We start from the raw sequence: 15,735 nt of genomic DNA on the forward strand, positions 1-15,735 counted from the left end.
CTCAGATCGCGAGCGAGGGACGCCAACCGTCCGTGGCGGCACCGCTCCAGCCGGTCGTGCGCAGAAAGATGTCTTCGACCTGCCGCGCGATCTGCTGCCAGTCGAGTTGCGCCACCTGTGCGCGCGAGCGCGCCGCCGCCGCACGCACCAGCGCTGGCTCATGCGCCAGGGCCGCGGCCTGTTGCGCGAAGCCCTGCGCATCGTCCACCGGCAGCAACCAGCCGTTGTGTCCGTTGTGCACCCAGTCGCCGGCGGCGGCGGTGTCGAATGCCAGCACCGGCAGTCCGCTGGCCAGTGCTTCGATGGTCACGTTGCCGAAGGTCTCGGTCAGGCTGGCAAAGGCAAACAGATCGGCGCTCGCGAAGTGTGCGGCCAGGTCTTCATCGCGGCGCATGCCGGCAAACAAGGCCTGAGGGCAGCGCTGCGGCAAAGCGCTGCGTTGCGGTCCATCACCCACGAAGACCAGCTTCACATTGGTGCGCACCGAACGCATGGCCTCGTAGGCACGGATCACAACCTCGAGATTCTTCTCGGGTGCGAGCCTGCCCACCGCCAGCATCACCAGCGTGTCGCCGTCGGCGCCCCAGCTGGCGCGCAGCGCGTCGTTGCGTCGATCGGGGTTGAAGCGTTGCGTATCGACCCCACGCGCCACCACCTGCACGTTCTGAAAGCCAATGGCCTGCAGTTCGCCGCGCAAGGCCTGCGTGGGCACCATGGTGCAGCGCGTGAGGTTGTGGAACTTGCGCAGGTAGGCCACGATGGGCGTCTTGAGCCAGCCCACGCCGTAGTGCTGGCTGTAGGCGTGGAAGTTGGTTCTGAAGTCCGACGTCACCGGCAAACGCAAGCGCCGTGCGGCCTGCAGCGCCGACCAACCCAAGGGGCCCTCGGTAGCGATGTGCACCAGGTCGGGCCGGTGCAATGTCCACGCACGAATCAATGAACGCTTGCCCGGCAGCCCCAGCTTGAGTTCCGGATAGCGCGGAATGGGCATGCCACGCATGAGCAGTTCATGAAAGCCCACGTCCGCGCGCGCAGCGTCGTCGCGCTTCTGGCGCGGTCGGATCAGTTGCACCTCGTGGTTGCGCGCACACAAACCCTGCACCAGACGCGACAGCGTGAGCGACACCCCATTGATCTCGGGTGGCCAGGTCTCGGTCACCACCGCCAGCCGCAACGAAGGGCGGGCCGCGGGAAAGGCTTCGACAAGGATGGCATCGGCATTGACGTCGCTCATGCGCGCATGGTCGGCGCGCTTCGCGGCAACTTCGTGACAACAAGTCGGGCTTGTGACGATCGAATGCCGCGGTGGTGACAGCGCCACGATGTCACCGCGTTTTCACACATCGCTTTCAACAATGCGCGAGCCCGATCCCATCGGCCAGCGCCGGCGGCCATCGCCCCGGCTCCCATTGAAGACGGAGAGCTGCCTTGAACGACTTTCTCAAGACCCTGGAAACCCAGCGCTGGGACGACCACCGCTACTACCACCACAGCCGCATCAACCAGTCGCTGCACCTGCTCAGCGCGGTCAGCTTCCTGGTGGCCTATGTGATGCTGTGGTTCGACCCCGTGATCTCGGCGCTGATTGCCTGGCTGGTGTCCATGACCTCGCGCCAGGCCGGTCACTTCTTCTTCGAGCCCAAGGGCTACGACCACGTGAACCAGGCCACCCACGAATACAAGGAAGAGATCAAGGTGGGCTACAACCTGCGCCGCAAGGTGGTGCTGATGAGCCTGTGGGCGCTGGCACCGGCCCTGGTGTGGATCGACCCGACCGTGCTCGGCCTGTTCGACGCCCACCACGACAACCTGGGCTACATCCGCAAGGTCGGCACGCTGTGGCTGGGCCTGGGCGTTGGCGGCCTGCTGTTTCGCACCATCCACCTGTTCTTCCTGCAGGACGTGAAGACCGGCCTGGTATGGGCGACCAAGATCCTCACCGACCCGTTCCACGACATCAAGCTGTACCACAAGGCGCCGCTGTTCCTGCTCAAGGGTCAGTTGATTGATCCCGGGGTCGGTCACCGCTGATCCGTTGTTCGCTGGTTGCGCCTCGCGCACGCTCGCGAGTTCGAGGTACACCACTCCGCGACTGTCCCCCGGCCCTGCTGCGCAGGGCCTCCTCCTTTATGTCGCTGCGTGGCGCACCCCGCACTCGCGAGCTGAAGTGACCAATGGGCGAACACCCTGCACCGAATGCCAACGAGTGGTGCGGTGATCGGGGTGTCTGATGTAGCGAAGTAAAGGAGGAGGATCGGGCTGCAAGCCCGATCCGGGGGACATGAGCGGAATCAGATGCCCCGGTCGCCGTGCCACGGATCAGCCGGAGAAGAAGGCCCGCAGCGTCTCCATCCGCAACTGCTTGCCAATGACTTCTGCATCCACTCCCGCAGGCAGCGACCACCACCCCGCGGCCTGCATCTCCTGACCGGCAGCCACACACCGCTGCACCACCTCATCGAATGCCGCGTCGTCGAAGTTCAGCGAGAAGATGAACCGCCCCGTGCCCACCCAGCTCAAGGCCAGGCCATGCCAGCGCAGGTAGTACTGGTACATCCAGTGATAGCGCCCGGGCTGCGTGTAGCCCAGCGTCCAGATGCTGTGCAGATTGGACGCGCGCACAGGCAGACCGGCGTCGGCCATCGCCGCGTTGAAGCGTTCGCAACGTGCGTTCCAGCGATCGTCGCTGCCCGCGTAGGCGGCTTGCACCTCGGGGGTTTCCAGCCGGTTGAAGAAGGCATGCATGCCGCCCATGACGTGCGGGTGCGCGTTGAAGGTGCCGCGCGCAAAGCACAGGTCGGCGGGACGTTCCGGCCGGAAGCGCTGCATCAGGTCGGCCCGGCCACAGACCACACCCACCGGGTAGCCGCCGGCCACCGTCTTGCCGTAGGTCACCATGTCGGCCTTCACGCCGAAGTATTCCTGCGCGCCACCCGGCGCCAGCCGGAATCCCAGGAACACCTCGTCAAAGATCAGCACGATGCCGCGCTCGGTGCACACCTCGCGCAATCGCTTGAGCCACTGGGTGTAGGCGGCGCGGTCGTAACCCGCGCTGCGCATGCCGTTCAGCAGGGTCGAGTCGCCCGGGGCGTTGCGGTTGGGGTGCAGGGCCTGCAGCGGGTTCACCAGCACGCAGGCGATGTCGCGACGGTGGCGCAGCACTTGCAGGCAGCGCTCGTCCATATCTTTGAGCGTGTAGGTCTCGCGCGGCGGCAGTGGGTTACCCGGGCCGGGCTGCACGTCTTCCCACCAGCCGTGGTACGCGCCACAAAAGCGCACCAGGTTCTTCTTGCGCGTGTGGTACCGCGCCAGTCGCACCGCCTGCATCACCGCTTCGGTGCCGCTCATGTGGAAGGACACCTGGTCCTGGCCCGAGATGGCGCGCAGGCGCTCAATGTTGCTGGCCACCACCGGGTGGTAGGCACCCAGCACCGGACCGAGCTCGAGCCCGATCTTCGCGCCTTCGTCCATGCAGGCCTTGTAGAAGTCGACGCCGAACACGTTGACGCCGTACGAACCAGTGAGATCGAGGAAGCGGTTGCCGTCCAGGTCTTCCACCGTCACGCCCTGCGCGCTGCGCACAAAGGCGCCCACCTTGAGGCGCTCGCGCAGGTAGGGGCTGAAAGGGAATGGCACCCGGTAGGCGCCGGTGAACTGCAGATCGGCCAGGCCTTCGCGTGCCTGCGCGCTCAGGGCCAGCGACTGCGCGTAGCGCTCGGCGTAGCCCGCACACAGCAGGTCAAAGGCTGCTTTGCGCTGCGCCGCCAGCGCGTCGTCGGCACCGTCGGCGCGGAAGAACTGCTGTTCATCGAAGGCGTAGCCCGGCAGCCAGCGCGCCAGGCGCTTGGCCATGCGCGAATGCCCGGCCAGCGAGCGGTGCTTGGCGCGCGAGAGTTCGACGCGTTGCATCAGGTAGGGCAGCGCCAGCAGCAAGGAGCCGGCCGGCACGGCGTAAGGCAGCAGAGACATTCAGGGACATCCCGAAGTGGTGATGTCCGCACTTGTATGGCCATTGCATGACTCCCCCATGAAAGTCCAGCGACAAAACACCCTCACCCCACCATCCGTCGACACGCCGAACACCGGCTTCTGGCAGCGCCAGTTGCGCCGGTTCGCGCTCAACGAGGACCTGAACTTCCTGCTCACCAACCGGGTGCCGCGCATCGCGCTCACGCGCTTCACGGGCTGGTTCAGCGGCATTCGCCAGCCGCTGGTGCGCGACGCATCGATGGCGGTGTGGAAGGCCTTCACCGACCTGGACCTCAGCGACGCGAAGAAGACCCGCTTCGACAGCCTGCACGACTGCTTCACACGCGAACTGCGCGACGGCGCCCGAGCGCTGGACCCCGACCCGACCGCGCTGCTGAGCCCTTGCGACGCCATCGTCGGCGCCTGCGGTCGCATTGCCGACTCGCCAGAGGCCCAGGTGTTTCAGGCCAAAGGCTTTCCCTACGCGCTGCATGAGCTCATTGGCGATTCACCACGCGCACGCGAGGCCATCGAGGCCGTGCGCGGCGGCACCTACGTCACCTTGCGGCTGACCTCGGCGATGTACCACCGCTTCCACGCGCCCGATGCCCTCACGCTCGATCACGTCACGCACTTCAGTGGCGACACCTGGAACGTCAACCCGATCGCACTCGCGCGGGTGGAGAAACTGTTCTGCCGCAACGAGCGGGCCGCGCTGTACACACGGCTGGCCGACGGCACACCGCTGCTGATGGTGCCGGTGGCCGCCATCCTGGTGGCCAGCCTGCGCCTGCGCGCCTTGCCACTGGCCTTGAACACGCGCTACCGTGGCGCCGATGAACTGAGCTGTGACGCCAGGTATTCGCGCGGCGAGGAGATGGGGCACTTCGAGCACGGCTCCACCATCCTGGTGTTTGCGCCGCCCGGCGTGGCGCTCGCCGACGGCATACAGAGCGGGCGGGTGATGCGCATGGGCCAGGTGCTGCTGCAACGCACGCCCCGCCCGGACACATGAACGTCACGCGAATGTCATCGGCACACCCGAGCATTCGCCACGCTTTTCACCAACCCCACGCGACATGCACCACGACGATCTGCGCCCCGGCGCCCTGTTCAACGACGAAGACTCCAACACCAGCGCCAACCTGCCCTTCGAGCAGGTGCTGGCCACGCGGCTGAGCCGCCGCAGCCTGTTGCGCGGTGGTGCTGCCGCCACCGCGGCCGCAGGCGCTGCCCTGACCGGTTGCGCCACCCCCATGGCCAGCGGCGAAGGCCCGGCACCCGTTGCCAAACTGGGCTTTCAGCCGGTGCCCCACAGCCTGGCCGACAGCGTCATCGTGCCGCCGGGCTACACCGCGCAGGTGATCTACGCGCTGGGCGACCCGCTGGGCGCCGACGTGCCGGCCTTCAAGAACGATGGCACCGACGAACGTTGGGACCTGCGTGCCGGCGATCACCACGACGGCATGGAATGGTTCGGCCTCGATGCACAGGGCAAGCCCTCTGACACCTTTGCGTCGCGCGGCCTGCTGGCCATGAACCACGAGGCCACCACCGACGAGAAGCGCTCGTCCTTCTTCATCCACGCCGACGGCGGCACCGCCAACCTTCCGCGCCCGGGCGCCGAGATCGACAAGGAACTGATGATCCACGGCCTGTCGGTGGTGGAGATCCAGCGCAACCCCAAAGGTTGGTCCTACCAGCCGGCCTCGGCCTTCAACCGCCGCGTCACCACGCTGAGCGAGGCCGTGATCACCGGCCCGGCCGCCGGCAGTGCCCACCTCGTGACCCCGTTCAGCCCGGGCGGCACCAAGGCGCGCGGCACCCTCAACAACTGCGGCGCCGGTCGCACGCCCTGGGGCACCTATGTGTCGGGCGAAGAGAACTGGTACGGCTACTTCTTCCGTGACGCACAGGACGACACGCGCCGCAACGACCCCCAGATGACGGCCGCGCTCAACCGCTATGGCCGCAAGGCCGGCGCCGCCAGCCGCCACGGCTGGGAGAGCGGTGGCACCGATGACCGCTACAGCCGCTGGAACATCAGCGCCACCGGCGCGTCGGCCCGCGACGACTGGCGCAACGAGTTCCACACCTTCGGCTGGGTGGTCGAGCTCGACCCTTACAGCCCCAACACGCTCATCACCAAACGCACCGCGCTGGGCCGCTTCGCGCACGAGAACGTGACCTTCGCCAAGGCCACCGCCGGTGAACCGGTGGTGGCCTACATGGGCTGCGACGCGCGCGGCGAGTACATCTACAAGTTCGTCTCCAGCGAGAAATGGGACCCGGCCGACGCCCACGCGCGCAACCGCCTGGTGGCCGGTGACAAGTACCTCGACCGCGGCACCCTGTACGTGGCGCGCTTCAACGCCGACGGCAGCGGCGACTGGCTCGAGCTCTCGCTCAAGAACCCCGCCGTCAAGGACTTCAAGGGCTTCGACTTCAAGAACGCCGCCGACATCTGCGTGTTCACCCGCCTGGCCGCCGACGCCGCTGGCGCGACCAAGATGGACCGCCCCGAGTGGGCCGGGGTGAACCCGAAGAACGGCGAGGTCTACATCACGCTGACCAACAACAGCCAGCGCAGCAGCGCCACGGTGGACGCGGCCAACCCGCGCGCCTACACCGATATGAAGGGCAGCAAGACGCAAAAGGGCAACGTCAACGGCCACATCGTGCGCCTGGCCGAAGCCAGACCGGCCGACGCCAGCTTCCGCTGGGACATCTTCCTGTTCGCCTCACAGGCCGATGGCGACAAGACCAACGTGAACCTGTCGAACCTAACCGACGAGAACGACCTGTCGTCGCCCGACGGTCTGGTGTTCAGCAAGGCCACCGGCGTGTGCTGGATCGAAACCGACGACGGCGCCTACACCGACGTCACCAACTGCATGCTGCTGGCTGCCCTGCCGGGCAAAGTGGGCGACGGCGGCGCGCGCCAGGTCACCTCCGGCGACAAGACCGTCACCACCCAGGCCGGCAAGCCGCAGACGCCGGCCACGCTGCGCCGGTTCCTGGTGGGTCCCAAGGGCGCCGAGATCACCGGCATCACCGAAACGCCCGACGGCCGCGCGCTGTTCATCAACATCCAGCACGCGGGTGAGAACACCAAGATGGCCGACGTGAACGACCCGGACAAGTACGAAAGCCAGTGGCCCGCGAACGCCGGCTACGGCGCCGGCAAGCGGCCACGCTCGGCCACGATCGTCATCACCAGGAACGATGGCGGGGTGATCGGGACCTGAGCACGGGTCAAGGCAGGCTGCGGGGCGACGCCTGAAGACGGCGCGCCGCAGCCGTCAGCAGGATGCGTGAGTACAGCTTGTGAAAGCCCAGCAGCGCACCGAACGCCCAACCCATGCCACCACGCTTGCGCTGCACCACGGCCGAACCGAAGCGCAGCCGCGTGCCTGAGCCGTCAGGCAGCGGCGCCACCATGAACCACGAACGCGTGCGGCCCGCGGCCAACACAGCCTGATCGGCCATTCGCGACTCGACCTGCCAGGCGGCGAACTGCGAGCGCTCGCCCCGCGCCAACGCATGCGCCTGTTCGTCGGTGGAAGGAAAGTGGGACAGGTGGGCAAGCAGCCAGCGCTCCAGCTTGAAGGCGGGCGAGGTGTAGAACGCCGCCATGAAACCGGCCAAGGTCACGGCCTGTGGCACCGTGACTTCGTAGCAGTCAGCATGGTCGCCGCGGGTGCGGTACGCCATGAGCAAGGCGTTGTCAGGCAAAGCAGCCGGCTGAACGCGGTTCATTCGATCGGCGTGAGCTTGGCCACGCTCAGCGCCAGCCACTTGGTGCCATGGCGCGCGAAGTTCACCTGGGCGCGCGCGTCGTCGCCCGCGCCTTCAACCGAAAGCACCTTGCCCTCGCCGAACTTGTTGTGAAACACCGCCATGCCGGCCTTGATTGGCGTGCCCCGGTCGGGCTCGGGCGCGGGGGCGCTCGCCGCCTTCCAGCCCGGTGTCCAGGCCGGTTGCGGCGCCTGCTGGGCCATGGCGCGGTGCCCACCCCACCCGGCGCTGCCCATGCCACCCCAGCCCGAGGGTTGGGGTGGCGTGAGCCACTTCAGGCAGGCCTCCGGCAGCTCATCGAAGAAGCGGCTCTTGAGGTTGTAGCGGGTCTGCCCGTGCAGCAAGCGCGTCTGTGAATGGCTGAGGTACAGGCGCTTGCGCGCACGGGTGATGGCCACGTACATCAGGCGGCGTTCTTCCTCCAGGCCATCTCGGTCGCTCATGGCGTTTTCGTGCGGGAACAGGCCTTCCTCCAGACCGGTGATGAACACGCAGTCGAATTCAAGCCCCTTGGCCGCGTGCACCGTCATCAATTGCACGGCCGATTGGCCGGCCTGCGCCTGGTGATCGCCGGATTCGAGTGCGGCATGCGACAGGAAAGCGGCCAGTGGGCTGAGCGTTTCGCCGGTGTCGGTATCGGGAGTGGGCAAGGCGTCGGCAATGGGAGTTGTCAGGTCCAGCCCCTGGCTGGCCGGGCTTTGCGTGAGCGCCACCGCCTCGCGCCCGAAGCCTTCCTGCATCACGAAGCTCTCGGCGGCGTTGACCAGTTCCTCCAGGTTTTCCACCCGCTCCTGGCCCTCGCGCTCCTGGCGGTAGTGGTCGAGCAGGCCGCTGTGCTCCAGCACCAGCTCCACGATGTCCTTGAGGTTGCTGCCCTCGCTTTGCTCACGCACCACATCGAGCTTGGCGACAAAGCCGGCAATGGCGGTGCCGGCACGCCCGGTGACACCGCTGACGGCGTCGTGCAACGAACAACCCGCGGCGCGTGCCACGTCCTGCAACTGCTCGACACTGCGCGCGCCGATGCCGCGCGGCGGGAAGTTCACCACGCGCAGAAAGCTGGTGTCGTCGCGCGGGTTCTCGATCAGGCGCAGGTAGGCCAGTGCGTGCTTGATCTCGGCGCGCTCGAAGAACCGCAAACCACCGTACACGCGGTACGGCAGGCCGGCATTGAACAGCGCGGTCTCGACCACCCGGCTCTGCGCATTGCTGCGGTAGAGCACGGCCACCTCGTCGTTGGGTGTGCCTTCGCGGGTGAGCGCCTTGATCTCGTCGACCATCCACTGCGCCTCGGCGAAGTCGCTGGGTGCCTCGTACACCCGCACCGGTTCGCCGGCACCGGCGTCGGTGCGCAGGTTCTTGCCCAGGCGGCGCTGGTTGTGGCCGATGAGGTGGTTCGCCGCGTCGAGGATGTTGCTCACGCTGCGGTAGTTCTGCTCCAGCTTGATCTGGTGCATCACGCGGTACTCACGCACGAAGTCGGCCATGTTGCCGACGCGCGCACCCCGAAAGGCGTAGATGCTCTGGTCGTCGTCGCCCACCGCAAAGATGGCATTGCCCGGCCCGGGAAGACCTTCGATCGGCGGCGGCGCGAACAGTTTGAGCCAGGCGTACTGCAGCTTGTTGGTGTCCTGGAACTCGTCAATCAGCAGATGCCGGAAGCGACGCTGGTAGTGCACGCGGATCACATCGTTGTCGCGCAGCAGCTCGTAGCTGCGCAGCATGAGCTCACCGAAGTCGACCACGCCCTCGCGCTGGCATTGCTCGTCGTACAGCGCATACAGCTCGACCTTGCGCCGTGTCTCCTCGTCGCGCGCGGGCACGTCGCGCGCACGCAGTCCTTCTTCTTTGCAGCCGGCGATGAACCACTGCACCTGCCTGGGCGGAAAGCGCTCGTCGTCCACGTTGTGCTGTTTGCACAGGCGCTTGATGGCCGAGAGCTGGTCCTGGGTGTCGAGGATCTGGAAAGTGGCCGGCAGCGCCGCGGCCTGGTGGTGCGCGCGCAGCAAGCGGTTGCACAGGCCGTGGAAGGTGCCGATCCACATGCCGCGCACATTGACCGGCAGCATGGCCGTCAGCCGCGTGGTCATCTCGCGCGCGGCCTTGTTGGTGAAGGTGACCGCCATCACGCCACCCGGGCCGATCTGCCCGGTCTGCAGCAGCCATGCAATGCGCGTGGTCAGCACCCGCGTCTTGCCCGATCCGGCCCCGGCCAGGATGAGCGCGTGCTCGGCGGGCAAGGTGACGGCGGCGGCCTGTTCGGGGTTGAGGCCAGCGATCAGCGGCGAGGGTTGCGCGGGGGTATCGAACAGCATCGCGGGATTGTAGAAAGGCCCCGATGAGCCAGACAGACCATACGGACCGCCATACGCACCGCCATATGGGTTTCATACAGCGCACGTTCGGGCACATCGGCCTAGAATCGCGCACCGGGCCCAAGATTCTTGCGCCCGGTTTCTTTTTGCCCGTTGGCGGCACAAAGACCGGCCAGGCCAAGCGCTCATCTGTTCAACAACAGTTCTCCGGAGCCTGGTCCATGGAAATCTTCGACTACGACAACATCCTGTTGCTGCCGCGCAAGTGCCGCGTGCAAAGCCGCGCCGAGTGCGACGCCGGTGTGGAACTTGGCGGGCGCCGCTTTCGCCTGCCGGTGGTGCCGGCCAACATGAAGACGGTGGTCGACGAGACCATCTGCGTCTGGCTGGCGCGCAACGGCTATTTCTATGTAATGCACCGCTTCGACCTGGACAACCTCAAGTTCGTGCGGGACATGCACGCCCAGGGTGTGTTCGCTTCGATTTCCCTGGGCGTGAAAGCGCCCGACTACGCAACGGTGGATGCGCTGGTGGCCGAAGGCCTGAGCCCCGAGTACGTCACGATCGACATTGCGCACGGGCACGCCGACAGCGTCAAGGAGATGATTGCGCACCTCAAGGCGCGGCTGCCCAAGACCTTCGTGATCGCGGGCAACGTGGCCACCCCCGAGGCGGTGATCGATCTGGAGAACTGGGGCGCCGACGCCACCAAGGTCGGCGTCGGCCCCGGCAAGGTCTGCATCACCAAGCTCAAAACCGGTTTCGGCACCGGCGGCTGGCAACTCAGCGCGCTCAAGTGGTGCGCGCGCGTGGCGACCAAACCCATCATTGCCGACGGCGGCATCCGCAGCCACGGCGACATTGCCAAGAGTGTGCGCTTTGGCGCCAGCATGGTGATGATCGGCTCGCTGTTTGCCGGGCACGAGGAGTCGCCCGGGCAGACGGTGGAAGTCGACGGCGTGCTCTACAAGGAGTACTACGGCTCGGCGAGCGACTTCAACAAGGGCGAGTACAAGCACGTCGAAGGCAAACGCATCCTTGAGCCCATCAAGGGCAGGTTGGCCGACACGCTGACCGAAATGGAGCAGGACGTACAGAGCTCGATCAGCTACGCCGGTGGCACGAAGCTGCTCGACATCCGCAAGGTGAACTATGTGATCCTGGGCGGCGACAACGCCGGCGAGCACCTGCTGATGTGAGCGCCCGGCCGGCTCACACGCCGAGCAGCTCGCGCGCCAGGGCGTGCAGTCGGTGCTTCGGTGTCACCAGCGCTTCCAGCACGCTGAAGTGATTGAGCCCGGGCAGGTCTTCGCTGACCGGCACCACCTCGCGACCCCAGGCGGCCTGCAACAGGCCGTTCTGTCGGCGGAATTCGCTGCTCTCGTCGCCGCCAGCCACCGCATACAGGCGGCCGCGACCGGCGCGCAGCCCCGGTGACGGCAAACGGGCCGGGCTGGCCTTCTTCACCTGCGCCAGGGTGAGCTTGAGCGATGGCTGCACGAAGGGCGCATGCCGCAGTGGCTCCAGATCGAACACACCCGAGATCGACAGGGCGTTGTTCACCAGCGCGGCCGGCAGGTCGGCACCCACCTGCGCCCACTGGCAGGCCAGCATCATGGCGGCGAGGTGCCCACCGGCGGAATGCCCCGCCACCGTGATGCGGGTGGCGTCACCCCCATGAGCGCCGATGTGGCGGTGCGTCCAGGCCAGCGCCTTGACCATCTGCAAGGCGATGTCGGGAATCGTGACCGCCGGGCACAGCGCGTAATTGACCACCACCACGCACACACCCAGGCGCTGGAACACGGGGGCGATGAACGAGTGGTCGGACTTGTCCAGGCTTCGCCAGTAGCCGCCGTGGATGAAGAACAGCACCGGCGCCGAGCCACCCCCTGCGGGCACCAGCGCCGGGAAGATGTCGAGCAACTCCCCCGCGCCGTGGCCGTATCGCAGGTCGGTCAGTGCGGGACCGGTCTGGCGCGCCTCGGCCGACGTATCGGCCCAGTGTGCGAAGTGCCGGGCATGGTCTGGCACCAGGGCCCGGTTGTTGTATTCGCTGTCCAGCCACAGGGGATCGGGGTTGAAGCGCAGGTTCATGGCCGGCGATTGTGTCATGGGGGTGGGGGTACGCGACCGTCGGTCGCCCCAGGCCGAAACACCTGGGGTATGCTGCGCGAATTCCGTATACAGAATTCGTAACCCCTTGTTGACCCACGCATGAGCGCCCAGTTGCACCAGATCGAGACCTCGCCCGACCTCGTCGAGCGGGTGTACCGCGCATTGCTCGACGCCATCTGCACGGGCGCACTGCGGCCCGGGCAGCGGGTGATGCAGGAAGAGTTGGCCGAGCAACTGGCGGTGTCGCGCCAGCCCGTGATGCAGGCACTGCGGCTGCTGCGCAAGGACGGTTTTGTGCGGGACGCCCCGCTGATCAGCGGCCCGAGCGCCCGTACGCGCGGGCTGCAGGTGTGCCCGCTCGATGCCGACCTGATCGCGCAGGTTTACCAGGTGCGTGGAGCACTGGATCTGCTCGCGGTGCGCCTGGCCGCCGCCCAAAGGGTGCGCATCGACCCCGCCATCTTCGAGGCCGGCCGGCTCGCGGTCGAGCGCGCCGAGATCAAGGCCATGATCGACGCCGACGCCGCCTTTCACACCGCCATCTATGCCGCCGCCGGCAATCCGCTGATTGCGCAGACCGCGCAGTTGCACTGGCAGCACATTCGGCGCGCGATGGGCGTGGCCCTGCAGTCGTATCAGATCCGCAAGCCCGTGTGGGAAGAGCACGAGGCGATCGCCGCAGCCATTGCCGACGGCGACGCGATGCGCGCCACACAGCTCATGAGCGAGCACACCGGCAAGGCCGCCTCGGCGCTGACCGCTCTGATGACCCAACCTGAGTCCGCGGCGGCGACTGCCGCAACCGATCAACTCCGTGGTCGTCGACAGCTTCTGTAGTCGATCCACTTGCACGCGGTCCCGGCAATGGCCGGTGACCGCGCTTTTTTTGATACCCCCTCTAGAATCGTCCGCTTTGCCCCGACGCCCATCCCCGTGAGCCAGAACACCACTCCCTCCTCGCCTTCCGACAAGCCTCGCGTTGCCGTGCTGGGCATCGGCATGATGGGCTTTCCCATGGCCCGTCGTCTGTGCGAGGCCGGCTACACGCTGAGCGCCTGGAACCGCTCGCGCACCAAGGCTGAGCGCCTGCAGCCGTTCGGCGCCCGCGTGGCCGATACACCGGCCGACGCGGTGCGGGGCGCCGACATCGTGATCACGCTGCTCGAGAACGGCGATGTCGTTGAGGACGTGCTGTTTCGCCAGGGCATGACGGACGGTCTGTCCGCGGGCGCCCTGGTGATCGACATGTCGTCGATCCAGCCGCGCCAGGCACGCGACCACGCTGCGCGCCTGGCCGCGCTGGGGGCACAGCACCTGGACGCGCCTGTCTCCGGTGGTACGGTGGGCGCCGAGGCCGGCACGCTGGCCATCATGATCGGCGGCAAGGCGGCAGACGTGGAACGCGCGCGCGCCGTGTTCGAGGTGCTGGGGCGCGCCACGCACGTCGGCTCGCACGGCGCCGGACAATTGGCCAAACTGGCCAACCAGATGATCGTGGGCATCACCATCGGCGCGGTCGCCGAGGCGCTGCTGTTGTGCGAGAAAGGCGGCGCCGACATGGCCAAGGTCAAGCAGGCCATCACCGGTGGTTTTGCCGACAGCCGCATTCTTCAAGTGCACGGCCAACGCATGATCGAGCGCGACTTCACCAAGCGCGGCGCGATGTCGGTGCAGCTCAAGGACATGCGCAACGCGCTCACCACCGCCGCCGAAGTCGGCTTCGAAGCCCCCATCACCAGCCTGTTCGAAAAGCTGTTCGCCGAGGCCGTCGACCATGGCTTGTCCGAGCTCGACCATTCGGCCCTGTTCGTCGAACTGGCCAGCCGAAACGGCATGGCCTGACGCACGGGTTTCGCTAGAATCCGCACCCAGTGGGGACGTAGCTCAGCTGGGAGAGCGTCGCGTTCGCAATGCGAAGGTCGGGAGTTCGATCCTCCTCGTCTCCACCAAGAATTCTGAAAGGCCTTGTTTCACAAGGCCTTTTTCTTTCCTCTGGCCCATTCGCCACGGTGACGCGCCTGCAAGCAGACTGGCCGTGTCGCCGCAACGGGGTCGCCCAGGCCACGCAATGCACATGAACGAGACACCCGACGCTTCAACCGCCCACTCGGGCGCACCCGCACCGGTTGACCCCCTGTTCCTCGCTACGGTCAGCATCTCGACCTTCGAGGGAGCGCAAGCGTTGACCAACGCCAGCGGCTTCTTCTTCGAGCGCGATCAACGCCTGTTCCTGGTGACCAGCCGCCACGTGGTGATCGACGAGCCCAGCCAGCATCACCCCGATCGCATCGAGATCACGCTGCACCTGGACGCGCAGGACCTGACGCAATGCACCGGCTTTTCAATGCTGCTGTACGCAGACGGCGTGGCGGTCTGGCGCCAGGGCGCTGACGGTGGTGGCGAGATCGACGTGGCCACGCTGGAAATCGATCGCACAGCCCTGCCGCCGGAGGCCATCGTGCATGCGTTCTCACCTGAGCATCTGCTGGACGATTTCGACCGTGTGGCCCCGGACGCCGCGCTGTGCATCGCGGGTTTTCCGCTGGGGTTTGGCGATGCTGTGCACCAGTTGCCGGTGCTGCGGCATGGCGGCCTGGCGTCGCCCTTCGGCATCCGCTTCCAGGGCAAGGGTTACTTCCTCACCGACGCGCGCACTCACCGCGGCTGCAGCGGGGCGCCGGTGGTCATGCGCATGGCGCAGGCCGACGCACAGAACATCGGTGCCCTGCCCTGGGTCTTGCTGGGGGTGCACTCGGCACGCCTGGACATGGGCAACCGCGATCTGCAGCAGGATGAGTCGCTGGGTCTCAATTGCGCCTGGTACGCCGACATCCTGCTGACGCTGACGCAAGCGCCAGATGACGCGACGCACAACGCGACGGATGACGCCGCGGCCGGCGAAGACTGACGCCTTCAGTACAGCGTGGCGGCCTGCCGGGCGGGCAGCTCACCGTCGTAGCGCTGGCCGTCGATGCCGCCAGCAGACAGCTCGGCCAGCATCTGCCCTGGCGTTGGCACCTCGCCCGCAGAGGCGTGATCGGCCGACCACAAGGATGCGCGCTGCACCGCACGCGCACACTGGAAGAACACCGAGTCGATGGCGATCTCGAGCACGCACTTCGGCGCCTGGCCCTGCATGGCCAGCGCGGCCAGCAGCGCGGGGTCGGTGCCGATGCGCGCTCGGCCATTGACCCTCAGCGTCTCGCGCACACCGGGCACGAAGAAGATGAGCGCCATGCGCGGGTCGTGCAGCAGGTTGCGCAGGCTGTCGACGCGGTTGTTGCCACGGCGTTCCGGCAGCAGCAAGGTCTGGTCGTCGACGATGCGCACCAGCGGCGCCGGGTCGCCCCGGGGTGAGGCATCCAGCCCGCCCGGGCCCACGGTTGCCAGCACCGCAAAGGGCGAGCGCTGGATCCATTGCCGATAGGCCGCACTCAGGCGCGGCGTCTCTTTGACGCGCGAAGCCTCGCCCACAGGGCCAAACAGCGCGTCGAGTTCCGATTCGGTGCTCAGGTAGGTCATGTCGTCGAAAGGT

At 66.9% G+C, this 15,735-nt stretch carries 13 protein-coding genes and 1 tRNA gene; 8 read left to right on the top strand and 6 right to left on the bottom strand.

Translation table 11 applies throughout. The annotated features are described in order from the left end of the window. Nucleotide 1: 1 nt before the first annotated feature. Nucleotides 2-1,234: a glycosyltransferase family 1 protein gene (locus KF871_RS08870; protein WP_291140911.1), complete on the bottom strand. Its 1,233-nt coding sequence runs from the start codon at nt 1,232-1,234 to the stop codon at nt 2-4. 194 nt (nt 1,235-1,428) lie between these two features. Between KF871_RS08870 and KF871_RS08875 the strand changes: the two genes are divergently transcribed. Continuing rightward, a complete protein-coding gene (locus tag KF871_RS08875; RefSeq protein WP_291140914.1) occupies nt 1,429-2,031 on the top strand; it encodes a hypothetical protein in 603 nt (200 codons plus the stop codon). A gap of 288 nt (nt 2,032-2,319) precedes the next feature. Here the strand turns inward: KF871_RS08875 and KF871_RS08880 are convergent, their stop codons facing one another. Further along, entirely contained in the window at nt 2,320-3,969 is a 1,650-nt protein-coding gene (locus tag KF871_RS08880) for an aminotransferase class III-fold pyridoxal phosphate-dependent enzyme (RefSeq protein WP_291140916.1), read from the bottom strand. A gap of 58 nt (nt 3,970-4,027) precedes the next feature. Between KF871_RS08880 and asd the strand changes: the two genes are divergently transcribed. Together asd and KF871_RS08890 are read left to right on the top strand one after the other, a co-directional pair. Continuing rightward, the gene (gene asd / locus KF871_RS08885) at nt 4,028-4,984 is read left to right on the top strand and encodes an archaetidylserine decarboxylase (RefSeq protein ID WP_291140919.1); all 957 of its coding nucleotides are present in this window, start codon (nt 4,028-4,030) and stop codon (nt 4,982-4,984) included. Nucleotides 4,985-5,048: 64 nt separating this feature from the next. After that, nucleotides 5,049-7,217 (top strand): PhoX family phosphatase, encoded by a 2,169-nt coding sequence (locus KF871_RS08890; protein ID WP_291140921.1) that lies wholly within the window; start codon nt 5,049-5,051, stop codon nt 7,215-7,217. A 7-nt stretch (nt 7,218-7,224) separates the two neighbouring features. Here the strand turns inward: KF871_RS08890 and KF871_RS08895 are convergent, their stop codons facing one another. Both KF871_RS08895 and KF871_RS08900 read right to left on the bottom strand, forming a co-directional pair. After that, nucleotides 7,225-7,728, bottom strand: coding sequence for a hypothetical protein (locus tag KF871_RS08895; RefSeq protein ID WP_291140924.1), 504 nt, complete (start codon nt 7,726-7,728; stop codon nt 7,225-7,227). Further along, nucleotides 7,725-10,082, bottom strand: coding sequence for a UvrD-helicase domain-containing protein (locus KF871_RS08900; RefSeq protein WP_291140926.1), 2,358 nt, complete (start codon nt 10,080-10,082; stop codon nt 7,725-7,727). Before KF871_RS08900 ends, KF871_RS08895 begins: the two co-directional genes overlap by 4 nt. A 221-nt stretch (nt 10,083-10,303) precedes the next feature. Between KF871_RS08900 and KF871_RS08905 the strand changes: the two genes are divergently transcribed. Continuing rightward, nucleotides 10,304-11,281: a GMP reductase gene (locus KF871_RS08905; protein ID WP_291140928.1), complete on the top strand. Its 978-nt coding sequence runs from the start codon at nt 10,304-10,306 to the stop codon at nt 11,279-11,281. A gap of 13 nt (nt 11,282-11,294) precedes the next feature. Here the strand turns inward: KF871_RS08905 and KF871_RS08910 are convergent, their stop codons facing one another. Continuing rightward, complete coding sequence (locus KF871_RS08910; RefSeq protein WP_291140930.1) at nt 11,295-12,197, bottom strand: alpha/beta hydrolase; 903 nt, start codon at nt 12,195-12,197, stop codon at nt 11,295-11,297. 102 nt (nt 12,198-12,299) lie between these two features. On the opposite strand from KF871_RS08910, the gene KF871_RS08915 reads away from it, so the two are divergent. From KF871_RS08915 to KF871_RS08930, 4 genes are all read left to right on the top strand, one after another. Further along, on the top strand, nt 12,300-13,037 hold the full coding sequence (locus tag KF871_RS08915) for a GntR family transcriptional regulator (RefSeq protein ID WP_291140933.1): 738 nt from the start codon (nt 12,300-12,302) through the stop codon (nt 13,035-13,037). Nucleotides 13,038-13,133: 96 nt separating this feature from the next. Further along, the gene (locus KF871_RS08920; protein ID WP_291140936.1) at nt 13,134-14,042 is read left to right on the top strand and encodes an NAD(P)-dependent oxidoreductase; all 909 of its coding nucleotides are present in this window, start codon (nt 13,134-13,136) and stop codon (nt 14,040-14,042) included. A 31-nt stretch (nt 14,043-14,073) separates the two neighbouring features. Beyond that, nucleotides 14,074-14,149: transfer RNA gene (locus KF871_RS08925), tRNA-Ala, on the top strand. A 125-nt stretch (nt 14,150-14,274) separates the two neighbouring features. Continuing rightward, on the top strand, nt 14,275-15,108 hold the full coding sequence (locus tag KF871_RS08930) for a trypsin-like peptidase domain-containing protein (protein WP_291140939.1): 834 nt from the start codon (nt 14,275-14,277) through the stop codon (nt 15,106-15,108). A 5-nt stretch (nt 15,109-15,113) separates the two neighbouring features. Here KF871_RS08930 and KF871_RS08935 read toward each other — a convergent pair whose 3' ends face one another. Next, on the bottom strand, nt 15,114-15,722 hold the full coding sequence (locus KF871_RS08935; RefSeq protein WP_291140942.1) for a pyridoxamine 5'-phosphate oxidase family protein: 609 nt from the start codon (nt 15,720-15,722) through the stop codon (nt 15,114-15,116). Nucleotides 15,723-15,735: the final 13 nt, after the last annotated feature.

This window comes from Hydrogenophaga sp. (assembly GCF_019635465.1).
Classification (GTDB): Bacteria; Pseudomonadota; Gammaproteobacteria; order Burkholderiales; family Burkholderiaceae_C; genus Hydrogenophaga.

Excerpts from the sequence above, each read along its gene's own strand:
- KF871_RS08870 (WP_291140911.1), bottom strand. The coding sequence starts at position 1,234 with ATGAGCGACGTCAATGCCGATGCCATCCTTGTCGAAGCCTTTCCCGCG.
- KF871_RS08880 (WP_291140916.1), bottom strand. The coding sequence starts at position 3,969 with ATGTCTCTGCTGCCTTACGCCGTGCCGGCCGGCTCCTTGCTGCTGGCG.
- asd (WP_291140919.1), top strand. The coding sequence starts at position 4,028 with ATGAAAGTCCAGCGACAAAACACCCTCACCCCACCATCCGTCGACACG.
- KF871_RS08890 (WP_291140921.1), top strand. The coding sequence starts at position 5,049 with ATGCACCACGACGATCTGCGCCCCGGCGCCCTGTTCAACGACGAAGAC.
- KF871_RS08895 (WP_291140924.1), bottom strand. The coding sequence starts at position 7,728 with ATGAACCGCGTTCAGCCGGCTGCTTTGCCTGACAACGCCTTGCTCATG.
- KF871_RS08900 (WP_291140926.1), bottom strand. The coding sequence starts at position 10,082 with ATGCTGTTCGATACCCCCGCGCAACCCTCGCCGCTGATCGCTGGCCTC.
- KF871_RS08905 (WP_291140928.1), top strand. The coding sequence starts at position 10,304 with ATGGAAATCTTCGACTACGACAACATCCTGTTGCTGCCGCGCAAGTGC.
- KF871_RS08910 (WP_291140930.1), bottom strand. The coding sequence starts at position 12,197 with ATGACACAATCGCCGGCCATGAACCTGCGCTTCAACCCCGATCCCCTG.
- KF871_RS08915 (WP_291140933.1), top strand. The coding sequence starts at position 12,300 with ATGAGCGCCCAGTTGCACCAGATCGAGACCTCGCCCGACCTCGTCGAG.
- KF871_RS08930 (WP_291140939.1), top strand. The coding sequence starts at position 14,275 with ATGAACGAGACACCCGACGCTTCAACCGCCCACTCGGGCGCACCCGCA.
- KF871_RS08935 (WP_291140942.1), bottom strand. The coding sequence starts at position 15,722 with ATGACCTACCTGAGCACCGAATCGGAACTCGACGCGCTGTTTGGCCCT.